This is a genomic window from Flavobacterium sp. (assembly GCF_035299245.1).
Taxonomy (GTDB): domain Bacteria; phylum Bacteroidota; class Bacteroidia; order Flavobacteriales; family Flavobacteriaceae; genus Flavobacterium.
Genome location: NZ_DATGWY010000015.1, coordinates 90434 through 110705 on the forward strand (window position 1 = coordinate 90434; position 20272 = coordinate 110705).

Consider the following 20272-nt stretch of genomic DNA (forward strand, 5'->3'; position numbering starts at 1 on the left):
TTGAAAATTAATTAATTATGATTTTTTTTATTAAAAATAATTACTACATTTGCAACCCCGAAAAAAGCGGGAATTTAATAAATAAAGAAATTTTAGTATTTAATTATGCCAACAATTCAACAATTAGTAAGAACAGGAAGAACTCAAGTCACTAAGAAGAGTAAATCGGTTGCTTTAGATTCTTGTCCTCAAAGAAGAGGTGTTTGTACGCGTGTTTACACTACTACTCCAAAAAAACCAAACTCTGCAATGCGTAAAGTTGCGCGTGTGCGTTTGACTAATGGAAATGAAGTGAATGCTTACATCCCAGGAGAAGGACACAATCTACAAGAGCACTCGATAGTATTAGTGCGAGGCGGAAGGGTAAAAGATTTACCAGGAGTTAGATACCACATTGTGCGTGGTGCGCTTGATACATCAGGTGTAGCAGGAAGAACACAAAGAAGATCTAAGTACGGTGCTAAACGCCCAAAAGAAGCTAAAAAGTAATTTTAAAAACTTTTAAAGAAAAGACATGAGAAAAAGAGCGGCAAAGAAAAGACCACTTTTACCAGATCCAAAATTTAACGATCAGTTAGTAACACGTTTTGTAAACAACTTAATGTGGGATGGTAAGAAATCTACAGCTTTCAAAGTATTTTATGATGCTTTAGAGATTGTAGAGACAAAAAAGAACAATGATGAGAAATCGTCATTAGAAGTATGGAAAGATGCTTTAACTAATGTTATGCCTCACGTAGAAGTGCGTAGTCGCAGAGTAGGTGGAGCTACATTCCAAATTCCAATGCAAATTCGTCCAGATAGAAAAATCTCTATGGCTATGAAATGGATGATTCTTTATGCAAGAAGAAGAAACGAAAAATCAATGGCTTCTAAACTAGCAGGTGAAATTTTAGCAGCAGCTAAAGAAGAAGGTGCAGCAGTTAAGAAAAGAATGGATACTCACAAAATGGCAGATGCGAATAAAGCATTCTCTCACTTTAGATTTTAATTCATAAGAAATGGCTAGAGATTTAAAATACACAAGAAATATTGGTATCGCTGCTCACATTGATGCAGGAAAGACTACAACTACTGAGCGTATATTATTCTATACTGGAAAGTCGCACAAAATTGGTGAAGTACACGACGGTGCTGCAACAATGGACTGGATGGCACAAGAGCAAGAAAGAGGTATTACTATTACTTCTGCGGCAACAACTTGTGAGTGGAATTTTCCAACTCAACAAGGTAATATTTTACCAGAATCAAAACCCTATCACTTTAACATTATTGATACTCCTGGGCACGTTGACTTTACCGTAGAGGTAAACCGTTCGTTGCGTGTATTGGACGGTTTAGTATTTTTGTTTAGTGCGGTTGATGGTGTTGAGCCTCAATCAGAAACTAACTGGAGATTAGCGGATCAATATAGAGTGCCTCGTATGGGATTCGTTAATAAAATGGACCGTCAAGGATCTAATTTCTTAAACGTTTGTCAACAAGTGAAAGACATGTTGAAATCAAACGCAGTTGCTATCACTTTGCCAATTGGTGAAGAAAATGATTTCAAAGGTGTGGTTGACTTAGTAAAAAACCAAGCAATTGTTTGGCATGATGCTACTCAAGGAGCAACTTTTGATATTGTTGATATTCCTGCTGACATGGTGGATGATGTAAAACATTATCGTTCAATCCTTATCGAGGAGATTGCAACTTACGATGAAAGTCTTCTTGATAAATACATGGAAGATGAAAATTCAATTACTGAAGAAGAAATCAATGCTGCTTTAAGAGCTGCTACAATTGATATGGCTATCATTCCTATGATTGCTGGTTCTTCATTTAAAAACAAAGGAGTTCAATTTATGTTGGACGCAGTTTGTAAATATTTACCTTCTCCTTTAGATAAAGAAGGTATCGAAGGTATTCATCCTGATGATGCTGATTTATTAGAAGAAGATCAAACCAAAATATTACGTCGTCCTGATGTAAAAGAGCCATTCGCTGCTTTAGCATTCAAAATCGCTACTGACCCTTACGTAGGTCGTTTAGCTTTCTTCCGTGCTTACTCAGGGCGTTTAGATGCTGGTTCGTATATCTTGAATACACGTTCTGGAAACAAAGAAAGAATTTCTCGTATCTACCAAATGCACGCTAACAAGCAAAACCCAATCGAATACATCGAAGCAGGTGATATTGGAGCAGCAGTTGGATTTAAAGATATCAAGACTGGAGATACAATGTGTGATGAAAAACACCCAATTATTCTAGAGTCAATGAAATTCCCTGATCCAGTAATTGGTATCGCTATCGAGCCTAAAACTAAGGCTGACGTGGATAAAATGGGTATGGCTTTAGCAAAATTAGCTGAAGAAGATCCAACATTTACTGTAAGAACTGATGAAGCTTCAGGTCAAACGATTATTTCAGGTATGGGTGAGTTACACTTAGACATCCTTGTGGATCGTATGAAACGTGAATTCAAAGTTGAAGTAAACCAAGGTGAGCCTCAAGTTGAGTACAAAGAAGCATTTACAAAATCAGCACAACACAGAGAGGTGTACAAGAAACAATCGGGTGGTCGTGGTAAATTCGGTGACATTGTGTTCCGTTTAGAGCCGGCTGACGAAGTGGATGGTAAAACTCCAGTTGGATTACAGTTTGTTAATGAAGTTAAAGGTGGTAACGTACCTAAAGAATACATTCCTGCTGTTGAAAAAGGTTTCAAAGAAGCTATGAAGACAGGTCCATTAGCTGGATATACTGTAGATAGCTTAAAAGTAACTTTGTTAGACGGTTCGTATCACCCAGTGGATTCAGATGCTCTTTCTTTCGAATTAGCTGCGAAAATGGGTTATAAAGAAGTGGCAAAAGCTGCAGGTGCGGTTATCCTTGAGCCAATTATGAAAATCGAAGTGATTACTCCTGAAGAAAATATGGGTGATATCGTGGGAGATTTGAATAGAAGAAGAGGTCAAGTGAATGATATGGGTGATAGAGCTGGTGCAAAAACCATCAAAGCTCACGTTCCATTATCGGAAATGTTTGGTTATGTGACTACATTAAGAACACTTTCGTCTGGTAGAGCAACTTCTACAATGGAATTTTCACACTACGAACAAACTCCTTCAAACATTTCTGAAGAAGTAATCAAAAAAGCAAAAGGTAACGCTTAATTTTTAACAAGATGAGTCAAAAAATTAGAATAAAATTAAAGTCTTACGATCACATGTTGGTTGATAAATCAGCTGAAAAGATTGTAAAAACTGTAAAAAGTACAGGTGCAGTGGTAACTGGTCCAATTCCGTTACCAACTCACAAAAAGATTTTTACTGTGTTGCGTTCTCCACACGTTAACAAAAAATCAAGAGAGCAATTTGAAGTGAGTTCTTACAAGAGATTGTTAGATATCTACAGTTCTTCTTCAAAAACAATTGATGCTCTTATGAAATTAGAGTTGCCAAGTGGTGTAGAAGTAGAAATTAAAGTATAAGTTTCAGTTATTGGTAAAAGTGAATGGTGGTTGGTTTTAACTAATCACTATTTGCTAATTACAAATCACTATTTTTAATAATCAATAAATAATAATTATGTCTGGGTTAATTGGAAGAAAAATCGGCATGACCAGTATTTTCGATGAGAACGGGAAAAATATTCCTTGTACTGTAATCGAAGCTGGACCTTGTGTCGTTACCCAAGTCAGAACCAAAGAGGTTGACGGGTATGAAGCTCTTCAACTTGGTTTCGATGACAAAACAGAAAAACATGCTACTAAAGCAGACTTAGGTCACTTTAAAAAAGCGGGTACTTCTGCTAAGAAAAAAGTCGTTGAATTCCAAGGATTTGAAGAAGAGTACAAATTAGGTGATAACATCACTGTGGATGTATTCAGCGAAGGTGAATTTGTGGATGTACAAGGTGTGTCCAAAGGTAAAGGTTTTCAAGGTGTTGTTAAACGTCACGGATTTGGTGGAGTTGGACAAGCAACGCATGGTCAACATAACCGTTTAAGAGCGCCAGGTTCTGTAGGAGCTTCTTCTTATCCATCTAGAGTATTCAAAGGAATGCGTATGGCTGGAAGAATGGGAGGCGAAAATGTTAAAGTACAAAATCTTAGAGTTTTGAAAGTAGTTTCTGAAAAGAATTTGCTTGTGATTAAAGGAGCGATTCCTGGACACAAAAACTCTTATGTAATCATTCAGAAGTAATGGAAGTAAAAGTTTTAGATATCAACGGAAAAGAAACTGGAAGAAAAGTACAACTTTCGGATTCAGTATTTGGTATAGAACCAAATAATCACGCAGTGTATCTTGATGTTAAGCAATACTTAGCAAATCAAAGACAAGGAACTCACAAAGCTAAAGAAAGAGCTGAAGTTGCTGGTAGTACGCGCAAGATTAAAAAACAAAAAGGAACTGGTACCGCTCGTGCAGGTAGTGCAAAAAGTCCAGTTTTCAAAGGTGGTGGTACGATTTTCGGACCTAGACCAAGAAGCTACTCTTTCAAATTGAACAAAAGTTTAAAGCGTTTGGCTCGTAAATCAGCCTTCTCTTTAAAAGCAAAAGAAAACAATTTGGTAGTCGTTGAAGATTTTACATTCGAAGCTCCAAGTACTAAAAAATTCATTTCATTTTTAGGTGCTTTAGGATTAGAAAATAAAAAATCTTTAATAGTGTTGGGCGATTCAAATAAAAATGTATATTTGTCGTCACGCAATTTAAAGGCTTCTAACGTGGTAACTAACTCGGAATTAAGCACTTACGCAATTTTAAACGCGAATAATTTAGTGCTTTTAGAGGGTTCTTTAGAAGGAATTGAAGAAAATTTAAGCAAGTAATAGGCCATGAGTATCATAATTAAACCTATAATTACTGAAAAAATAACCAAAGAAAGTGAAATTTCAAATCGCTTTGGTTTCGTTGTTGACAGAAGAGCTAACAAAATACAAATTAAGAAAGCTATTGAAGCAGCTTATGGAGTAAATATTGTAGCAATTAATACAATGAACGTAAGACCAGATCGATCAACTAAATACACTAAAAGTGGTTTAATCAGTGGAAAGACAGCTGCTTACAAAAAAGCAATTGTACAAGTACAAGAAGGAGAAACAATCGATTTTTACAACAATATCTAGAAGTATAAGATGTCAGTAAGAAAATTAAAACCTATTACCCCGGGTCAGCGTTTTAGAGTTGTGAATGGTTTTGACGCCATTACAACTGATAAGCCGGAGCGTTCATTAATCGCACCGAAAAATAACTCAGGAGGTAGAAATAGTCAAGGAAAAATGACCATGCGTTATACAGGCGGTGGTCACAAACAAAAGTATCGTATCATTGATTTTAAAAGAACTAAAGCTGGAATTCCTGCTACAGTAAAATCTATCGAGTACGATCCAAACAGAACGGCTTTTATCGCATTACTTTGGTATGCTGATGGAGAAAAAACGTACATTATTGCTCAGAATGGTTTACAAGTTGGGCAAACTGTTGTATCTGGTGAAGATGCGGCTCCAGAAATTGGAAATTCATTACCATTAAGTAAAATTCCTTTAGGAACTGTTATTTCTTGTATTGAATTACGTCCAGGTCAAGGTGCTACAATCGCTAGAAGTGCAGGTACTTTTGCTCAGTTAATGGCGAGAGACGGAAAATATGCTACAATTAAAATGCCTTCAGGTGAAACAAGATTAATCTTGTTAACTTGTACTGCAACTATTGGAGCAGTTTCAAATTCTGATCACCAATTAATTGTATCTGGTAAAGCAGGTAGAAGTAGATGGTTAGGAAGAAGACCAAGAACAAGACCAGTTGCAATGAACCCTGTTGATCACCCAATGGGTGGTGGAGAAGGACGTTCTTCTGGAGGTCACCCACGCTCTAGAAAAGGTCTTCCTGCAAAAGGGTATAGAACTCGTTCTAAAGTTAACCCGAGTAATAAGTATATTGTTGAACGCAGAAAGAAATAATTAGATAGACATGGCACGTTCATTAAAAAAAGGACCTTTTGTACACTATAAATTAGATAAAAAAGTTCAAGAAAATATAGCTGGAGGAAATAAAGGAGTTGTTAAGACTTGGTCTAGAGCTTCTATGATTACACCAGATTTCGTTGGGCAAACTATCGCAGTTCACAATGGTCGTCAATTTGTTCCAGTTTATGTAACTGAGAACATGGTAGGACACAAATTAGGAGAATTTTCACCAACACGATCTTTTAGAGGTCACGCTGGAGCAAAAAATAAAGGTAAAAAATAAGAAGCAATGGGAGTTCGTAAAAGAGAAACAGCAGATGCGAGAAAAGAGGCTAATAAGTCTATTGCTTTCGCGAAATTGAATAACTGCCCTACTTCGCCTAGAAAAATGCGCTTAGTAGCAGACTTGGTAAGAGGTCAGAAAGTGGAAAGAGCTTTAAATATTTTAAGATTTAGCTCAAAAGAAGCTTCACGCAAATTAGAGAAACTATTATTATCTGCAATCAACAATTGGGAGCAAAAAAATAGTGAAGGTAATGTTGCAGAAGCAGGCTTATTTGTTAAAACAATCACTGTAGATGGTGGAATGATGTTGAAAAGACTTCGCCCAGCTCCACAAGGAAGAGCACACAGAATTAGAAAACGTTCTAACCACGTTACTATCGTATTAGGACAATTAGATAACACACAAAGTAATTAATAAACAGTATGGGACAAAAGACAAATCCAATTGGAAATCGCCTTGGTATCATTAGAGGATGGGATTCAAACTGGTATGGTGGTAATGACTACGGTGACAAAATCGCTGAAGATCACAAAATCAGAAAGTACATCCACGCTCGTTTATCAAAAGCTAGTGTATCGAAAGTAATCATCGAGAGAACTTTGAAACTTGTAACCGTTACTATCACTACGGCTCGTCCAGGTATCATTATTGGTAAAGGCGGTCAAGAGGTAGACAAGTTGAAAGAAGAGCTTAAGAAAATTACTGACAAAGAGGTTCAAATCAACATCTTTGAAATTAAAAGACCAGAGTTAGATGCTTATTTAGTTGCAACAAGTATCGCTCGTCAAATTGAAAGTCGTATTTCATACAGAAGAGCTATTAAAATGGCTATCGCAGCAGCAATGCGTATGAATGCAGAAGGTATCAAAGTGATGATTTCAGGTCGTTTGAATGGTGCTGAAATGGCACGTTCTGAAATGTTCAAAGAAGGTAGAATTCCTCTATCAACTTTCAGAGCCGATATTGATTATGCTCTTGGTGAAGCTCACACTACATATGGTAGAATGGGTATCAAAGTATGGATCATGAAAGGTGAAGTTTACGGAAAACGTGATTTATCTCCACTTGTTGGAATGGATAAAAAACAAGCTTCTGCAGGTAAAGGTGGTGATGCTCCAAGAGGAGGAAAACCAAATGGTAAATCAAACCCTCGTAAAAGAAAGTAATTTTTTAAATTAAAGAAAAATGTTACAGCCTAAAAGAACAAAATACCGTAAGGTACAAAAAGGTAGAATGAAAGGTGTTGCTCAAAGAGGACACATGCTTTCGAGTGGAATGTTTGGAATCAAATCGTTGGATTCAGCATTTTTAACTTCTCGCCAAATCGAAGCAGCTCGTATTGCTGCTACTCGTTTTATGAAAAGAGAAGGTCAATTATGGATCAACATTTTCCCAGATAAACCTATAACAAAGAAACCTCTTGAAGTACGTATGGGTAAAGGTAAAGGAGCCGTTGAATATTGGGCTGCCGTTGTTAAACCCGGAAGAATTATGTTTGAAGTTGGAGGTGTGCCTTTGTCAGTAGCTAAAGAAGCGTTACGCTTAGCTGCTCAAAAGCTTCCAGTTAAAACTAAGTTTGTTGTTGCTAGAGATTTCGAAGCATAATATCTATAAATTATGAAACAATCAGAAATTATTGGTCTGTCTACAGCTGAGTTACAAGAAAAACTTAGTCAGTTAAAAAAAACATATGCCGAACTAAGAACGGCTCACGCGATTTCACCAATCCAAAACCCATTACAGATTAAATTTGTAAGAAGATCGGTAGCAAGATTGGCAACTGAATTAAGCAAAAGAGAACTATAATCTCGCTGAAAAGATGGAAAAAAGAAATTTAAGAAAAGAAAGAATTGGTGTTGTAACCAGTAACAAAATGGAAAAATCTATTGTTGTTTCTGAAACTCGTAGAGTAAAACACCCTTTATACGGTAAGTTCGTGTTAAAAACTAAAAAATACGTTGCACACGACGAAACAAACGACTGTAACATTGGTGATACAGTAAAGATCATGGAAACACGACCTTTATCAAAATCTAAATGTTGGAGATTAGTTGAAATCATTGAAAGAGCGAAATAGTTATGGTACAACAGGAATCAAGATTAAAAGTAGCAGATAACACAGGAGCAAAAGAAGTTTTGACTATCCGTGTTTTAGGAGGAACGAAACGTCGTTATGCCTCTGTTGGAGATAAAATTGTAGTTTCAATTAAAGACGCAACACCAAACGGAAACGTAAAAAAAGGTGCTGTTTCAACTGCAGTTGTTGTACGTACCAAAAAAGAAGTGAGAAGAGCTGATGGATCTTATATCAGATTCGATGATAACGCATGTGTATTGTTGAATGCTGCAGGTGAAATGAGAGGAACTCGTGTTTTTGGTCCGGTTGCCAGAGAACTTCGTGAAAAACAATTCATGAAAATTGTATCATTAGCACCTGAAGTGCTTTAATTCGATTAATGATGACAAAGTTAAAAATCAAATCAGGCGACGTAGTAAGAGTTATTGCTGGTGACCATAAAGGTGCTGAAGGTAAAGTTCTTAAAGTTGACCGTGAGAATAACAAAGCGATTGTTGAAGGTACTAATATGGTGTCTAAACACACTAAACCAAGTGCTAAAAACCCTCAAGGTGGAATCGTGAAGAAAGAAGCTCCAATTCATATTTCTAATTTGTCTTTAATAGATCCAAAATCTAAAGAAGCTACAAAAACAGGAGTACGTGTGGAAGGAGATAAGAAAGTGAGATTTTCAAAAAAATCTAATCAAGTATTATAGTTATGGCATATATACCTAGACTAAAGGAAGAATATAAGAGTAGAGTAATTGCTGCTCTTAAAGAAGAGTTCGGCTACAAAAACGTAATGCAAGTTCCTAAATTGGAAAAAATTGTTATTAGCCGTGGAGTAGGTGCAGCTGTATCTGATAAAAAATTAGTGGACTACGCAGTAGAAGAACTAACAAAAATTACAGGTCAAAAAGCAGTAGCAACTATCTCCAAAAAAGACGTAGCGTCATTCAAACTAAGAAAAGGAATGCCGATTGGTGCTAAAGTAACTCTTAGAGGTGAAAGAATGTATGAGTTTTTAGATAGACTTATTACTTCAGCTTTACCACGAGTTAGAGATTTTAGCGGAATTAAGTCAACTGGTTTTGACGGTAGAGGTAATTACAACTTAGGTGTTTTGGAGCAAATCATTTTCCCAGAAATTGATATTGATAAAGTAAACAAAATATCAGGTATGGACATTACTTTTGTTACTACTGCAAGCACAGATACAGAAGCAAAATCATTATTAGCAGAATTAGGTTTACCTTTTAAAAAGAATTAAGATATGGCTAAAGAATCAATGAAAGCCCGCGAGGTGAAAAGAGAAAAAACGGTAGCAAAGTATGCTGAAAAAAGAAAAGCTTTATTAGAAGCTGGAGATTATGAAGGCCTACAAAAATTACCGAAAAATGCTTCACCAGTTCGTTTGCACAACCGTTGCAAATTAACAGGAAGACCAAGAGGGTATATGCGTCAATTCGGTATTTCACGTGTAACTTTCCGTGAAATGGCTAACCAAGGATTAATTCCAGGTGTAAAAAAAGCTAGCTGGTAGTTAGTATATTTCAGCAGATAATTGTACATTTGCCGGATTTTTGCCGGGAACGTGCAATTATCTGCTTTAAAATAAGAGTTTAATGGCTTCAGGTTCAGTAGAATAGTTCTGTTGAAAACCGTTGCCACAATTTAATAAATATGTATACAGATCCAATTGCAGATTATCTTACGAGAGTTAGAAATGCAGTGAGAGCCAATCACAAAGTGGTTGAAATTCCAGCATCTAACTTGAAAAAAGAAATCACAAAGATTTTATTCGATCAAGGATATATCTTAAGCTACAAATTTGATGATAGTACCGTTCAAGGAACTATCAAAATCGCTCTTAAGTATGATAAAGATACTAAAGAGTCAGTAATTAAAGATATCCAAAGAATTAGTAAACCAGGTTTACGTAAGTACGCAGGTGCTTCAAAGTTACCTAGAATCCTTAACGGATTAGGAATTGCTATCGTTTCTACATCAAAAGGTTTGATGACAGGAAAACAAGCTAAGCAATTAAATGTAGGTGGAGAAGTAATTTGTTACGTATACTAAAAAACAGTTAAACAATGTCAAGAATAGGTAAAAATCCAATTTCAATTCCTGCAGGTGTAACTGTTGATGTTAACGAAAACACAGTTACTGTAAAAGGAAAATTAGGTCAACTTATACAAGATTACGCAGATGTAACAGTAAAAGTTGAAGAAGGTCAAGTTATTGTTGAACGACCTTCTGATAGTAAAGATCATAGAGCGAAACACGGTTTATACAGATCATTAATCAATAACATGATTTTAGGTGTATCTACAGGTTTCACAAATGAGTTAGAATTAGTAGGTGTTGGATATAGAGCGTCTAATCAAGGTCAAAAACTTGATTTGGCTTTAGGTTTTTCTCACAATATTGTTTTAGAAGTAGCTCCAGAAGTTACCTTGGAAACCATTTCTGAGAAAGGTAAAAATCCTATCGTAAAACTTACGTCACATGACAAACAACTTTTAGGTCAAATTACGGCTAAAATTAGAGGTTTCCGTAAACCAGAGCCATACAAAGGTAAAGGTATCAAGTTTGTAGGAGAAGAGTTAAGAAGAAAAGCAGGTAAATCAGCTTAAAAATAGAGATTATGTCATTATCAAAATCTGAAAGAAGACAAAGAATCAAGTTTAGAATTAGAAAGATTGTTAGCGGTACTGCTACTAAACCAAGACTTTCTGTATTCAGAAGTAATAAAGAAATCTATGCCCAACTTATTGACGATGTCAATGGAGTTACATTGTTAGCTACTTCATCAAGAGATAAAGGAGTTAATTTAACTGGGACAAACGTAGAAATTGCAACTGAAGTAGGTAAACTTGTTGCTGAAAAAGCGTTAAAAGCTGGGATTGAAACTGTAACTTTCGATAGAGGAGGTTATTTATATCACGGACGTATTAAATCATTAGCAGAAGGCGCTAGAGCAGCTGGACTTAAATTCTAAGAAATTATGTATCATAAATACAAAAACGTAGAGTTAGTAAAACCGAGTGGTCTTGAATTAAAAGATCGTTTGGTAAGTGTAAATCGTGTTACCAAAGTGACAAAAGGAGGTAGAGCTTTCGGCTTTTCTGCTATTGTTGTTGTAGGTGATGAAAACGGAGTAGTTGGACACGGGTTAGGAAAATCTAAAGATGTTTCTGAAGCTATTGCAAAAGCAGTAGAAGATGCAAAGAAAAACTTAGTTAGAATTCCTTTGAGTGGTCAATCAGTTCCTCACGAACAAAAAGGTAAATTTGGTGGAGCGCGTGTATTCTTAATGCCTGCATCTCACGGTACAGGAGTTATTGCTGGTGGTGCTGTTCGTTCAGTATTGGAATCAGTAGGTATTCACGATGTATTATCAAAATCTCAAGGATCATCTAATCCACACAACGTGGTAAAAGCAACTTTTGATGCATTACTTCAAATGAGAAGTGCTCATACAGTGGCTAAACAAAGAGGTGTTTCTTTAGAAAAAGTATTTAAAGGTTAATTCAAGGAAAAATGGCAAAGATTATAGTAAAACAAGTAAGAAGTCAGATTAATTGTCCTCAAACACAAAAGAGAACATTAGTGGCTTTAGGTCTAAAAAGATTAGGACAAACTGTTGAGCATGATGCTTCTTCAACTATCCTTGGAATGGTAAATAAAGTAAAACACTTAGTTTCTGTAGAAGAAGCTAAATAATAGCAATAAACTATGAATTTAAGTAACTTACAACCAGCAGAAGGTTCTACACACAACCAAAACAAAAGAGTAGGTAGAGGAGAAGGATCAGGTAAAGGTGGAACTGCTGCAAGAGGTCACAAAGGAGCTAAATCTCGTTCAGGATATTCTAAAAAGATCGGTTTTGAAGGAGGGCAAATGCCACTTCAAAGACGTGTTCCTAAATTTGGATTTAAAAATATTAATAGAATTGATTATCAAGGTGTAAATCTTGACACGCTTCAATCATTAGTAGACAACGGAATTGTTACTGATACTGTAGATTTCTCGGTATTGGTTGCTGCTCGTCTTGCTACTAAAAATGAACTTGTAAAAGTTTTAGGTAGAGGTGAATTAAAATCAAAATTAAAAGTAACAGCTCACAAATTTACTGCAACGGCAAAAGCTGCTATCGAAGCTGCTGGTGGAGAAGCAGTAACATTATAATTTTCTGACTATATGAAGAATTTTATTGAATCAATCAAAAATGTTTGGAAAATTGAAGAACTAAAGAATAGAATTCTTATTACTTTAGGGTTACTTCTAGTGTATCGATTTGGATCGCACGTTACTCTTCCGGGTATCGATGCAACTCAATTGGCGAACTTAGAAGGTCAAACCAAAGAAGGTATCGGTTCTATTCTTGATATGTTTACAGGTGGATCATTCTCAAAAGCATCTATTTTTGCTTTGGGAATTATGCCTTACATATCAGCTTCCATCGTTGTACAATTAATGGGTATTGCTATTCCGTATTTGCAAAAACTGCAAAAAGATGGAGAAAGTGGTAGAAAGAAAATCAACCAGATTACGCGTTGGTTGACTATTGGTATCACTCTTCTTCAAGGACCAAGCTACATTTACAACTTGTACAGAACGGTTCCAAGTGATGCATTTTTACTAGGAGCAGATTCATTTCCATTCTTATTTTCTTCAGTTTTAATCTTAACTACAGGTACAATTTTTGCCATGTGGTTGGGTGAAAAAATCACTGATAAAGGTATTGGAAACGGTATTTCACTTTTAATCATGGTTGGAATTTTAGCTCGTTTACCACAGTCGTTAACTCAAGAGTTTACTTCAAGAGTTACTAATAATAACGGAGGTCCAATGTTATTAGTTATTGAGGTTATTGTTTGGTTATTGGTGATCATCGCTTGTGTATTACTTGTGATGGCTATCAGAAAAATTCCAGTACAATACGCTCGTAGAACGACTACAGGTGAATTTGAACAAGATGGAGGTAACAGACAATGGATTCCACTTAAGTTAAACTCTGCAGGTGTAATGCCTATCATTTTTGCTCAAGCAATTATGTTCATTCCCGCAGCTTTAGCTGGATTGTCTAAGTCTGAAGCTTCTCAATCTATTGCAGGTGCTTTTAGTAATATGTTTGGTGTTTGGTACAATGTGGTTTTTGCCTTGTTGATCATCATCTTCACATTCTTCTACACAGCAATTACAGTTCCAACTAATAAAATGGCTGATGATTTGAAAAGAAGCAGCGGGTTCATACCAGGTATTAAACCCGGTGTAGAAACTTCTGATTATTTAGATAAAATCATGTCATTGATTACTTTCCCTGGTGCATTATTCTTAGCTTTAATTGCTGTGTTCCCAGCCTTTGTAGTTAGTATTGGTGTACAACAATCATGGGCAATGTTCTATGGTGGAACTTCATTAATTATTATGGTAGGAGTTGCAATTGACACTATTCAACAAATCAATTCGTATTTGCTGAATAAACATTATGATGGTTTAATGAAAAGTGGTAAAAATAGAAAAGCAGTAGCTTAATTTTTATGGCAAAACAATCAGCAATAGAACAAGACGGATCAATCATCGAAGCACTTTCGAATGCAATGTTTCGTGTAGAGTTAGAAAATGGACACATCGTTATCGCTCACATTTCTGGAAAAATGCGTATGCATTACATCAAGTTGTTACCTGGTGACAAAGTAAAACTAGAAATGAGTCCTTACGATTTGTCAAAAGCAAGAATCACTTATAGATACTAATAGCTATATAATATGAAAGTAAGAGCATCAGTAAAAAAACGTAGTGCAGAATGCATTATCGTTAGAAGAAAAGGTAGATTATACGTAATCAACAAAAAGAATCCTAGATTTAAACAAAGACAAGGATAATTATGGCAAGAATAGCAGGGGTAGATGTACCTAAAAACAAGAGAGGTGTTATAGCACTAACCTATATCTTCGGAATAGGTAAAAGTAGAGCTATTGAGATTTTAGAAAAAGCTCAAGTTAGCCAAGATATTAAAGTTCAAGATTGGAATGACGATCAGATTGGAGCAATCCGTGATGCTGTATCGTACTACAAAATTGAAGGAGAACTTCGTTCTGAAACTTCATTAAACATCAAACGTTTAATGGATATCGGTTGTTACAGAGGAATTCGTCATAGATCAGGTCTTCCATTACGTGGACAAAGAACTAAAAACAATTCTAGAACAAGAAAAGGTAAAAGAAAAACTGTTGCTAACAAGAAAAAAGCAACTAAATAATAAGTAGTATGGCTAAAGCAAGTACAAAAAAACGTAAAGTTATTATTGAATCTTCAGGCGAAGCTCATATTAATGCCACTTTCAATAACATTATCATTTCTTTGACTAATAAGAAAGGTGAAGTTATCTCTTGGTCTTCAGCTGGTAAAATGGGTTTCAGAGGTTCTAAAAAGAATACTCCATATGCAGCTCAAATGGCAGCAGAAGATTGTGGAAAAGTAGCATTAGAGGCTGGTCTTAAAAAAGTAAAAGTTTACGTTAAAGGTCCAGGTAACGGAAGAGAATCTGCTATCAGATCAATACACAATTCAGGAATTGAAGTAACCGAAATCATCGACGTTACTCCAATGCCACACAACGGATGTCGTCCTCCTAAAAGACGTAGAGTATAATGCTGTTGAATTTAATTTCAACATCTTTATAAATTTTAGTAAGTATAACAAAAGATAGAAACCAGATTATCGAAGGATTTGACCTGAATTCATAATCTCTATCTAAAAACAATTTAAAATGGCAAGATATACTGGTCCAAGTACAAAAATTGCTCGTAAATTCGGCGAAGCAATATTCGGAGAAGACAAAGCCTTCGAAAAAAGAAATTATCCTCCAGGCCAACATGGTATGGCTAAAAAAAGAGGTAAAAAATCAGAATACGCAGTACAGTTAATGGAAAAGCAAAAAGCGAAGTACACTTACGGTATTCTTGAAAAACAATTTAGAAACCTTTTTGAAAAAGCAGCTGCTTCTAAAGGTGTAACAGGTGAAATCCTTTTACAATTATGTGAAGCTCGTTTAGATAATGTTGTATACAGAATGGGTATCGCTTCTTCAAGAAGAGCAGCGAGACAAATTGTTTCTCACAGACACATCACTGTAAATGGAGAGTTAGTAAACATTCCATCGTACCACTTAAAAGCAGGTGATGTTGTTGCAGTTCGTGAAAAATCTAAATCGTTAGAATCTATCGAGCGCTCATTAGCAAACTCTAATAATGTATACGAATGGATTACTTGGAATAATGATACCAAACAAGGTACTTTTGTTTCTGTTCCAGCTCGTTTGCAAATTCCAGAAAATATCAAAGAACAATTAATCGTAGAGTTGTACAACAAATAATAATTGACAGTAGTCTAAATTATGGCAATATTTAATTTTCAGAAGCCCGATAAAGTTATCATGATCGATTCAACCGATTTTGAAGGTAAGTTTGAATTCAGACCTTTAGAACCTGGCTACGGATTGACCGTTGGTAATGCACTTAGAAGAGTTTTACTTTCTGCTTTAGAAGGTTATGCTATCACTTCAACCAAAATTGAAGGTGTTGAGCATGAGTTTTCAACAATCTCTGGTGTAGTAGAAGACGTGACTGAAATTATCCTTAATCTTAAACAAGTGCGTTTCAAACGTCAAATCGAAGATATCGATAATGAATCAGTTACCATTTCAATCACTGGAAAAGAACAAATTACTGCTGGTGATTTTCAAAAATTCATCTCTGGTTTTCAAGTATTGAACCCAGAACTAGTAATCTGTAATCTTGAAAGCAAAGTTAATTTCAATATGGAATTAACCATCGAAAAAGGTAGAGGTTACGTACCAGCTGAGGAAAATAAAAAGCAAAATGTTTCTATGGGAACTATTTTTACTGACTCTATTTTCACTCCAGTGGTTAACGTGAAATACGCTATTGAAAATTTCCGTGTTGAACAAAAAACCGATTATGAAAAATTAGTTTTTGAAATCAAAACGGATGGTTCAATCAATCCAAAAGATGCTCTAACAGAAGCAGCTAAAGTATTAATTCACCACTTCATGCTATTCTCTGATGAGAGAATCACTCTTGAGGCTGACGAAATTGCACAAACCGATTCATACGACGAAGAATCATTACACATGAGACAATTGCTTAAAACTAAGCTTGTTGATATGGACTTGTCGGTAAGAGCACTAAATTGCTTAAAAGCAGCTGAAGTTGATACATTAGGAGACCTAGTCTCTTTTAATAAACACGATTTAATGAAGTTCCGTAACTTCGGTAAAAAATCGCTAACTGAGTTAGACGAATTAGTTGCCAACAAAAACTTAACGTTCGGAATGGATTTATCAAAATATAAATTAGATAAAGACTAGTCGCTTTATCCAAATTAAAAAGAATTTAAAATGAGACACGGAAAAAAATTCAATCACTTAAGCAGACAGACAGGACATAGAAAATCTATGTTGGCTAATATGGCTTGTTCTCTTATCGAGCACAAACGTATTAACACTACTGTGGCTAAAGCAAAAGCGCTTAAACAATTCGTTGAGCCTTTAATCACTAAGTCAAAAGAAGACACAACTCACAATAGACGTATCGTTTTCACTTACTTACGTAACAAATACGGTGTTACCGAATTGTTCAGAGAAGTAGCTGCAAAAGTAGGAGATCGTCCAGGTGGATATACACGTATCATCAAAATGGGTAACCGTTTAGGAGATAACGCTGATATGGCCATGATCGAGTTAGTTGACTTCAACGAACTATACAACGGTGGTAAAAAAGAAGAGAAAAAATCAAAAAGCCGTCGTGGTGGTAAAGCGAAAAAAGCAGAGTCAACTCCTGCTCCAGAAGCTACTCCAGCACCAGAAGCAAAAGCGCCTGAGGCTCCAGAGACTTCTTCAGAAGAAACTACAGAAAGCGCAGAATAATGAAAACGCTCTCGTAACTATAAAGGATAAACTTTTTTTAAGTTTATCCTTTTTTTATGCAGCAAAAATACTGATGTTCTTTGCAACAGTTGTCCCGCTTTACGTTCCTCCCGATGAAAAATCGGGATCCACTTCAATCGGGGCTGAATAACAACTTTAGGAATGTTTATAAACTTTAATAAATCAATTTTAGACTTTATAGTGAATCATTTAAATTTGTACCACTACTAACTACGCACACAAAACAATGAAGTACACAACACGACCACAAGCCATTTTACTACTCGCTGACGGAACCATTTTCTACGGAAAATCCATCGGAATTGCTGGAACTACTTTCGGAGAAGTTTGTTTCAACACCGGAATGACAGGTTATCAAGAAATCTTCACCGATCCATCGTATTTCGGACAAATCATGGTAACCACAAATCCACACATTGGAAATTATGGTGTCAATGCCAACGAAGTCGAATCGGATAAAATCATGATTTCAGGACTAGTTTGCAAAAACTTTAGCTTCAATCACTCACGTCCCGATTCAGAAAGTAATCTTTACGATTACTTCGAAAAGCAAAATTTAGTGTGCATTTCTGATGTCGATACTCGCGCTTTAGTAAGTTACATCCGTGATCACGGCGTACAAAACGCGGTAATCAGTACAGATGGAACTTCAATAGAAGACTTAAAACAACAACTCGCCAACGTTCCCGATATGAAAGGTTTGGAATTGGCGTCAAAAGTATCGGCTACCGAACCGTATTTTTTCGGTGACGAAAAGGCAACCTTCAAAATTGCAGCTCTCGACTTAGGGATCAAACGCAACATTCTACGCAACCTTGCCAAAAGAGACTGTTACATCAAAGTATATCCTTACAACACTCCTTTTTCCGATTTAAAAGCATTTGAACCCGATGGTTACTTCTTATCCAATGGTCCGGGCGATCCTGAACCGTTAGAGCAAGTAATTGAAACGGCTCAGCAAATGATTGCTTCCGACAAACCTGTTTTCGGAATTTGTTTGGGTCATCAAATCATCGGTTTGGCCAACGGAGTTTCAACGTATAAAATGTTCAATGGTCACCGCGGAATTAACCATCCGGTGATGAATATCTTGACAGGAAAAGGTGAAATCACTTCTCAAAACCACGGATTTGCAGTCAACAGAGAAGAATTAGAAAATCACACCGATTTAGAAATTACCCATTATCATCTGAACGACAACACGGTGGCTGGAATGCGAATGAAATCAAAAAGTTGCTTCTCTGTACAATACCATCCTGAAGCCAGTCCAGGACCACACGATTCATCCTATTTGTTTGATGAATTCATTGCCAATATCGAAAAAGCCAAAAGGTTACAAGAGGTTTAAGGTTTGTTTTTTAGCCCTGATAGGACGGAAAGCTTGTGTGCCCGAAACTTCGGGAACACAACTTGGAGGGAAAGCAGGAAAATGGATTGCAAAGAAGCCCAAGCCATTCGCTCAAAAAAATCACTAAATCGTTTGCGTTTATAAGTTTTTTTGAATTAGTGAATCGGTGTTTTTTAGATTGTTTAAATTTGTGGTATTGACAAAAAAGCGAATTAAAAATTAATAAAATCATAACTAATGAGTATTATAATTAAAGTACACGCAAGACAAATCTTGGATTCAAGAGGAAATCCAACCATCGAGGTAGATGTAGTAACTGAAAACGGTGTTTTAGGTCGCGCTGCAGTTCCGAGTGGAGCTTCAACAGGTGAGCACGAAGCAGTTGAACTACGCGATGGCGGAAAAAATTATATGGGAAAAGGTGTTTTGAAAGCCGTAGATAATGTCAACTCTAAAATCGCTCCTGAATTATTAGGAACGTCGGTTTTTGAACAAAATCATATTGATCAAACCATGATTGAATTGGATGGAACTCCAAATAAATCCAATCTTGGTGCTAATGCTATTTTAGGAGTTTCCTTGGCAGTAGCCAAAGCAGCTGCGAACGAATTAGGGTTGCCATTGTACCGTTATGTTGGCGGAGTTTCAGCTAATACATTACCTGTTCCAATGATGAACATCATCAACGGTGGTTCACACTCGGATGCGCCCATTGCGTTTCAAGAGTTCATGATTATGCCTGTAAAAGCAACTTCATTCACGCATGCTATGCAAATGGGAACGGAGATTTTCCACAATTTGAAAAAGGTATTGCACGACAGAAATTTATCAACTGCAGTTGGTGACGAAGGTGGTTTTGCTCCGAATTTAGCAGGTGGAACTGAAGATGCTTTAGACACAATTAAAACGGCTGTTGAAAATGCAGGTTATAAATTTGGTGACGAAGTAATGATTGCTTTAGACTGTGCTGCTTCTGAGTTTTATGTAGACGGAAAATACGATTATTCAAAATTCGAAGGTCCAAACGGAAAAGTACGAACTTCAAGAGAACAAGCCGAATACATGGCCGAATTGGCTTCTAAATATCCAATCATTTCGATTGAAGACGGAATGTACGAAGACGATTGGGACGGTTGGAAATACCTAACCGAATTAATTGGTGATAAAGTACAATTAGTAGGAGATGATTTATTCGTAACTAATGTGGAACGTTTGTCAACCGGAATTGAAAAAGGAATTGCCAATTCGATTTTAGTAAAAGTAAACCAAATCGGTACCTTGACCGAAACGATTGCAGCCGTAAACATGGCACACAATGCAGGTTATACTTCGGTAATGTCGCACCGTTCCGGAGAAACCGAAGACAACACCATTGCTGATTTAGCCGTGGCGTTGAACTGTGGTCAAATCAAAACGGGTTCGGCTTCGCGTTCGGATCGTATGGCCAAATACAATCAATTGTTACGCATCGAAGAAGAACTAGCGAACACCGCTTATTTCCCTGGATTGAAAGCATTCAAACAGAAATAAAATTAATAAACGTTTTTATATCAACCCTTTGAGAGTTTTACATTCTGAAAGGGTTTTTTTATTCGTTTGGTACGCGTTCCAAATCAAATTCTCATTCAAAATCATTAAATACTC

The 20272-nt window shown here is 36.2% G+C and carries 34 protein-coding genes; all 34 read left to right on the forward strand.

The features are described from left to right. The first annotated feature begins 105 nt into the window (after window positions 1-105). The 34 genes from rpsL to eno all read left to right on the forward strand — a co-directional run bounded on the left by rpsL (window position 106) and on the right by eno (window position 20158). Window positions 106-489, forward strand: coding sequence for a 30S ribosomal protein S12 (gene rpsL, locus VK161_RS11065; RefSeq protein WP_293874503.1), 384 nt, complete (start codon window positions 106-108; stop codon window positions 487-489). A gap of 25 nt (window positions 490-514) precedes the next feature. Then, window positions 515-991, forward strand: a complete 477-nt coding sequence (gene rpsG / locus VK161_RS11070) for a 30S ribosomal protein S7 (RefSeq protein ID WP_324214851.1) — start codon at window positions 515-517, stop codon at window positions 989-991. 10 nt (window positions 992-1001) lie between these two features. After that, complete coding sequence (fusA, locus tag VK161_RS11075) at window positions 1002-3158, forward strand: elongation factor G (protein ID WP_324214852.1); 2157 nt, start codon at window positions 1002-1004, stop codon at window positions 3156-3158. A gap of 11 nt (window positions 3159-3169) precedes the next feature. After that, window positions 3170-3475 (forward strand): 30S ribosomal protein S10, encoded by a 306-nt coding sequence (gene rpsJ / locus VK161_RS11080; protein WP_023579610.1) that lies wholly within the window; start codon window positions 3170-3172, stop codon window positions 3473-3475. Between the two features lie 97 nt (window positions 3476-3572). Next, window positions 3573-4190 (forward strand): 50S ribosomal protein L3, encoded by a 618-nt coding sequence (gene rplC / locus VK161_RS11085; protein WP_324214853.1) that lies wholly within the window; start codon window positions 3573-3575, stop codon window positions 4188-4190. After that, the gene (rplD, locus tag VK161_RS11090; RefSeq protein WP_324214854.1) at window positions 4190-4819 is read left to right on the forward strand and encodes a 50S ribosomal protein L4; all 630 of its coding nucleotides are present in this window, start codon (window positions 4190-4192) and stop codon (window positions 4817-4819) included. The genes rplC and rplD overlap by 1 nt, the downstream gene beginning before the upstream one ends. A gap of 6 nt (window positions 4820-4825) precedes the next feature. After that, the gene (gene rplW / locus VK161_RS11095) at window positions 4826-5116 is read left to right on the forward strand and encodes a 50S ribosomal protein L23 (protein WP_324214855.1); all 291 of its coding nucleotides are present in this window, start codon (window positions 4826-4828) and stop codon (window positions 5114-5116) included. Between the two features lie 9 nt (window positions 5117-5125). Beyond that, a complete protein-coding gene (gene rplB, locus VK161_RS11100; RefSeq protein WP_324214856.1) occupies window positions 5126-5950 on the forward strand; it encodes a 50S ribosomal protein L2 in 825 nt (274 codons plus the stop codon). A gap of 10 nt (window positions 5951-5960) precedes the next feature. Further along, a complete protein-coding gene (rpsS, locus tag VK161_RS11105; protein ID WP_007136562.1) occupies window positions 5961-6239 on the forward strand; it encodes a 30S ribosomal protein S19 in 279 nt (92 codons plus the stop codon). Window positions 6240-6245: 6 nt separating this feature from the next. Next, window positions 6246-6656 (forward strand): 50S ribosomal protein L22, encoded by a 411-nt coding sequence (rplV, locus tag VK161_RS11110; protein ID WP_324214857.1) that lies wholly within the window; start codon window positions 6246-6248, stop codon window positions 6654-6656. A gap of 8 nt (window positions 6657-6664) precedes the next feature. Beyond that, window positions 6665-7408 (forward strand): 30S ribosomal protein S3, encoded by a 744-nt coding sequence (rpsC, locus tag VK161_RS11115; RefSeq protein ID WP_324214858.1) that lies wholly within the window; start codon window positions 6665-6667, stop codon window positions 7406-7408. A gap of 19 nt (window positions 7409-7427) precedes the next feature. Next, a complete protein-coding gene (rplP, locus tag VK161_RS11120) occupies window positions 7428-7847 on the forward strand; it encodes a 50S ribosomal protein L16 (RefSeq protein WP_324214859.1) in 420 nt (139 codons plus the stop codon). 12 nt (window positions 7848-7859) lie between these two features. Next, window positions 7860-8048 carry a 50S ribosomal protein L29 gene (gene rpmC, locus VK161_RS11125; RefSeq protein WP_324214860.1) on the forward strand — a complete coding sequence of 63 codons (189 nt, stop codon included), beginning with the start codon at window positions 7860-7862 and terminating at the stop codon, window positions 8046-8048. A gap of 13 nt (window positions 8049-8061) precedes the next feature. After that, window positions 8062-8319 (forward strand): 30S ribosomal protein S17, encoded by a 258-nt coding sequence (gene rpsQ / locus VK161_RS11130; protein WP_023570336.1) that lies wholly within the window; start codon window positions 8062-8064, stop codon window positions 8317-8319. Between the two features lie 2 nt (window positions 8320-8321). Continuing rightward, entirely contained in the window at window positions 8322-8690 is a 369-nt protein-coding gene (gene rplN, locus VK161_RS11135; protein ID WP_007803649.1) for a 50S ribosomal protein L14, read from the forward strand. 11 nt (window positions 8691-8701) lie between these two features. Then, window positions 8702-9016, forward strand: a complete 315-nt coding sequence (rplX, locus tag VK161_RS11140; protein ID WP_324214899.1) for a 50S ribosomal protein L24 — start codon at window positions 8702-8704, stop codon at window positions 9014-9016. A gap of 2 nt (window positions 9017-9018) precedes the next feature. Next, complete coding sequence (gene rplE, locus VK161_RS11145; protein WP_324214861.1) at window positions 9019-9570, forward strand: 50S ribosomal protein L5; 552 nt, start codon at window positions 9019-9021, stop codon at window positions 9568-9570. A gap of 3 nt (window positions 9571-9573) precedes the next feature. Then, entirely contained in the window at window positions 9574-9843 is a 270-nt protein-coding gene (gene rpsN, locus VK161_RS11150; RefSeq protein WP_014085011.1) for a 30S ribosomal protein S14, read from the forward strand. A 140-nt stretch (window positions 9844-9983) separates the two neighbouring features. After that, a complete protein-coding gene (gene rpsH, locus VK161_RS11155) occupies window positions 9984-10382 on the forward strand; it encodes a 30S ribosomal protein S8 (RefSeq protein WP_324214862.1) in 399 nt (132 codons plus the stop codon). A 14-nt stretch (window positions 10383-10396) separates the two neighbouring features. Further along, window positions 10397-10939: a 50S ribosomal protein L6 gene (gene rplF / locus VK161_RS11160; RefSeq protein WP_324214863.1), complete on the forward strand. Its 543-nt coding sequence runs from the start codon at window positions 10397-10399 to the stop codon at window positions 10937-10939. Between the two features lie 11 nt (window positions 10940-10950). Then, complete coding sequence (gene rplR / locus VK161_RS11165) at window positions 10951-11304, forward strand: 50S ribosomal protein L18 (protein WP_324214864.1); 354 nt, start codon at window positions 10951-10953, stop codon at window positions 11302-11304. Window positions 11305-11310: 6 nt separating this feature from the next. Next, window positions 11311-11835, forward strand: a complete 525-nt coding sequence (rpsE, locus tag VK161_RS11170; RefSeq protein WP_324214865.1) for a 30S ribosomal protein S5 — start codon at window positions 11311-11313, stop codon at window positions 11833-11835. Window positions 11836-11846: 11 nt separating this feature from the next. Beyond that, the gene (rpmD, locus tag VK161_RS11175; protein WP_324214866.1) at window positions 11847-12029 is read left to right on the forward strand and encodes a 50S ribosomal protein L30; all 183 of its coding nucleotides are present in this window, start codon (window positions 11847-11849) and stop codon (window positions 12027-12029) included. 12 nt (window positions 12030-12041) lie between these two features. Next, window positions 12042-12494: a 50S ribosomal protein L15 gene (gene rplO, locus VK161_RS11180; protein WP_324214867.1), complete on the forward strand. Its 453-nt coding sequence runs from the start codon at window positions 12042-12044 to the stop codon at window positions 12492-12494. Window positions 12495-12506: 12 nt separating this feature from the next. Beyond that, on the forward strand, window positions 12507-13844 hold the full coding sequence (gene secY / locus VK161_RS11185) for a preprotein translocase subunit SecY (protein WP_324214868.1): 1338 nt from the start codon (window positions 12507-12509) through the stop codon (window positions 13842-13844). 5 nt (window positions 13845-13849) lie between these two features. Then, window positions 13850-14065, forward strand: a complete 216-nt coding sequence (gene infA / locus VK161_RS11190; protein WP_007136545.1) for a translation initiation factor IF-1 — start codon at window positions 13850-13852, stop codon at window positions 14063-14065. Between the two features lie 12 nt (window positions 14066-14077). Beyond that, the gene (gene ykgO / locus VK161_RS11195; protein WP_002987490.1) at window positions 14078-14194 is read left to right on the forward strand and encodes a type B 50S ribosomal protein L36; all 117 of its coding nucleotides are present in this window, start codon (window positions 14078-14080) and stop codon (window positions 14192-14194) included. 2 nt (window positions 14195-14196) lie between these two features. Continuing rightward, a complete protein-coding gene (rpsM, locus tag VK161_RS11200; RefSeq protein ID WP_324214869.1) occupies window positions 14197-14571 on the forward strand; it encodes a 30S ribosomal protein S13 in 375 nt (124 codons plus the stop codon). Window positions 14572-14579: 8 nt separating this feature from the next. Next, window positions 14580-14963, forward strand: coding sequence for a 30S ribosomal protein S11 (rpsK, locus tag VK161_RS11205; protein WP_324214870.1), 384 nt, complete (start codon window positions 14580-14582; stop codon window positions 14961-14963). 118 nt (window positions 14964-15081) lie between these two features. Then, complete coding sequence (rpsD, locus tag VK161_RS11210) at window positions 15082-15687, forward strand: 30S ribosomal protein S4 (RefSeq protein WP_324214871.1); 606 nt, start codon at window positions 15082-15084, stop codon at window positions 15685-15687. Between the two features lie 21 nt (window positions 15688-15708). After that, a complete protein-coding gene (locus tag VK161_RS11215) occupies window positions 15709-16701 on the forward strand; it encodes a DNA-directed RNA polymerase subunit alpha (RefSeq protein WP_324214872.1) in 993 nt (330 codons plus the stop codon). Between the two features lie 30 nt (window positions 16702-16731). Beyond that, window positions 16732-17259 (forward strand): 50S ribosomal protein L17, encoded by a 528-nt coding sequence (gene rplQ / locus VK161_RS11220; protein WP_324214873.1) that lies wholly within the window; start codon window positions 16732-16734, stop codon window positions 17257-17259. A 247-nt stretch (window positions 17260-17506) separates the two neighbouring features. After that, window positions 17507-18628, forward strand: coding sequence for a glutamine-hydrolyzing carbamoyl-phosphate synthase small subunit (gene carA / locus VK161_RS11225; RefSeq protein ID WP_324214874.1), 1122 nt, complete (start codon window positions 17507-17509; stop codon window positions 18626-18628). Between the two features lie 237 nt (window positions 18629-18865). Continuing rightward, window positions 18866-20158 (forward strand): phosphopyruvate hydratase, encoded by a 1293-nt coding sequence (gene eno / locus VK161_RS11230; RefSeq protein WP_324214875.1) that lies wholly within the window; start codon window positions 18866-18868, stop codon window positions 20156-20158. Window positions 20159-20272: the final 114 nt, after the last annotated feature.

What these genes read in the sequence shown, in the direction of transcription:
- rpsL (WP_293874503.1), top strand. Translation starts at nt 106, where the DNA reads ATGCCAACAATTCAACAATTAGTAAGAACAGGAAGAACTCAAGTCACT.
- rpsG (WP_324214851.1), top strand. Translation starts at nt 515, where the DNA reads ATGAGAAAAAGAGCGGCAAAGAAAAGACCACTTTTACCAGATCCAAAA.
- fusA (WP_324214852.1), top strand. Translation starts at nt 1,002, where the DNA reads ATGGCTAGAGATTTAAAATACACAAGAAATATTGGTATCGCTGCTCAC.
- rpsJ (WP_023579610.1), top strand. Translation starts at nt 3,170, where the DNA reads ATGAGTCAAAAAATTAGAATAAAATTAAAGTCTTACGATCACATGTTG.
- rplC (WP_324214853.1), top strand. Translation starts at nt 3,573, where the DNA reads ATGTCTGGGTTAATTGGAAGAAAAATCGGCATGACCAGTATTTTCGAT.
- rplD (WP_324214854.1), top strand. Translation starts at nt 4,190, where the DNA reads ATGGAAGTAAAAGTTTTAGATATCAACGGAAAAGAAACTGGAAGAAAA.
- rplW (WP_324214855.1), top strand. Translation starts at nt 4,826, where the DNA reads ATGAGTATCATAATTAAACCTATAATTACTGAAAAAATAACCAAAGAA.
- rplB (WP_324214856.1), top strand. Translation starts at nt 5,126, where the DNA reads ATGTCAGTAAGAAAATTAAAACCTATTACCCCGGGTCAGCGTTTTAGA.
- rpsS (WP_007136562.1), top strand. Translation starts at nt 5,961, where the DNA reads ATGGCACGTTCATTAAAAAAAGGACCTTTTGTACACTATAAATTAGAT.
- rplV (WP_324214857.1), top strand. Translation starts at nt 6,246, where the DNA reads ATGGGAGTTCGTAAAAGAGAAACAGCAGATGCGAGAAAAGAGGCTAAT.
- rpsC (WP_324214858.1), top strand. Translation starts at nt 6,665, where the DNA reads ATGGGACAAAAGACAAATCCAATTGGAAATCGCCTTGGTATCATTAGA.
- rplP (WP_324214859.1), top strand. Translation starts at nt 7,428, where the DNA reads ATGTTACAGCCTAAAAGAACAAAATACCGTAAGGTACAAAAAGGTAGA.
- rpmC (WP_324214860.1), top strand. Translation starts at nt 7,860, where the DNA reads ATGAAACAATCAGAAATTATTGGTCTGTCTACAGCTGAGTTACAAGAA.
- rpsQ (WP_023570336.1), top strand. Translation starts at nt 8,062, where the DNA reads ATGGAAAAAAGAAATTTAAGAAAAGAAAGAATTGGTGTTGTAACCAGT.
- rplN (WP_007803649.1), top strand. Translation starts at nt 8,322, where the DNA reads ATGGTACAACAGGAATCAAGATTAAAAGTAGCAGATAACACAGGAGCA.
- rplX (WP_324214899.1), top strand. Translation starts at nt 8,702, where the DNA reads ATGACAAAGTTAAAAATCAAATCAGGCGACGTAGTAAGAGTTATTGCT.
- rplE (WP_324214861.1), top strand. Translation starts at nt 9,019, where the DNA reads ATGGCATATATACCTAGACTAAAGGAAGAATATAAGAGTAGAGTAATT.
- rpsN (WP_014085011.1), top strand. Translation starts at nt 9,574, where the DNA reads ATGGCTAAAGAATCAATGAAAGCCCGCGAGGTGAAAAGAGAAAAAACG.
- rpsH (WP_324214862.1), top strand. Translation starts at nt 9,984, where the DNA reads ATGTATACAGATCCAATTGCAGATTATCTTACGAGAGTTAGAAATGCA.
- rplF (WP_324214863.1), top strand. Translation starts at nt 10,397, where the DNA reads ATGTCAAGAATAGGTAAAAATCCAATTTCAATTCCTGCAGGTGTAACT.
- rplR (WP_324214864.1), top strand. Translation starts at nt 10,951, where the DNA reads ATGTCATTATCAAAATCTGAAAGAAGACAAAGAATCAAGTTTAGAATT.
- rpsE (WP_324214865.1), top strand. Translation starts at nt 11,311, where the DNA reads ATGTATCATAAATACAAAAACGTAGAGTTAGTAAAACCGAGTGGTCTT.
- rpmD (WP_324214866.1), top strand. Translation starts at nt 11,847, where the DNA reads ATGGCAAAGATTATAGTAAAACAAGTAAGAAGTCAGATTAATTGTCCT.
- rplO (WP_324214867.1), top strand. Translation starts at nt 12,042, where the DNA reads ATGAATTTAAGTAACTTACAACCAGCAGAAGGTTCTACACACAACCAA.
- secY (WP_324214868.1), top strand. Translation starts at nt 12,507, where the DNA reads ATGAAGAATTTTATTGAATCAATCAAAAATGTTTGGAAAATTGAAGAA.
- infA (WP_007136545.1), top strand. Translation starts at nt 13,850, where the DNA reads ATGGCAAAACAATCAGCAATAGAACAAGACGGATCAATCATCGAAGCA.
- ykgO (WP_002987490.1), top strand. Translation starts at nt 14,078, where the DNA reads ATGAAAGTAAGAGCATCAGTAAAAAAACGTAGTGCAGAATGCATTATC.
- rpsM (WP_324214869.1), top strand. Translation starts at nt 14,197, where the DNA reads ATGGCAAGAATAGCAGGGGTAGATGTACCTAAAAACAAGAGAGGTGTT.
- rpsK (WP_324214870.1), top strand. Translation starts at nt 14,580, where the DNA reads ATGGCTAAAGCAAGTACAAAAAAACGTAAAGTTATTATTGAATCTTCA.
- rpsD (WP_324214871.1), top strand. Translation starts at nt 15,082, where the DNA reads ATGGCAAGATATACTGGTCCAAGTACAAAAATTGCTCGTAAATTCGGC.
- VK161_RS11215 (WP_324214872.1), top strand. Translation starts at nt 15,709, where the DNA reads ATGGCAATATTTAATTTTCAGAAGCCCGATAAAGTTATCATGATCGAT.
- rplQ (WP_324214873.1), top strand. Translation starts at nt 16,732, where the DNA reads ATGAGACACGGAAAAAAATTCAATCACTTAAGCAGACAGACAGGACAT.
- carA (WP_324214874.1), top strand. Translation starts at nt 17,507, where the DNA reads ATGAAGTACACAACACGACCACAAGCCATTTTACTACTCGCTGACGGA.
- eno (WP_324214875.1), top strand. Translation starts at nt 18,866, where the DNA reads ATGAGTATTATAATTAAAGTACACGCAAGACAAATCTTGGATTCAAGA.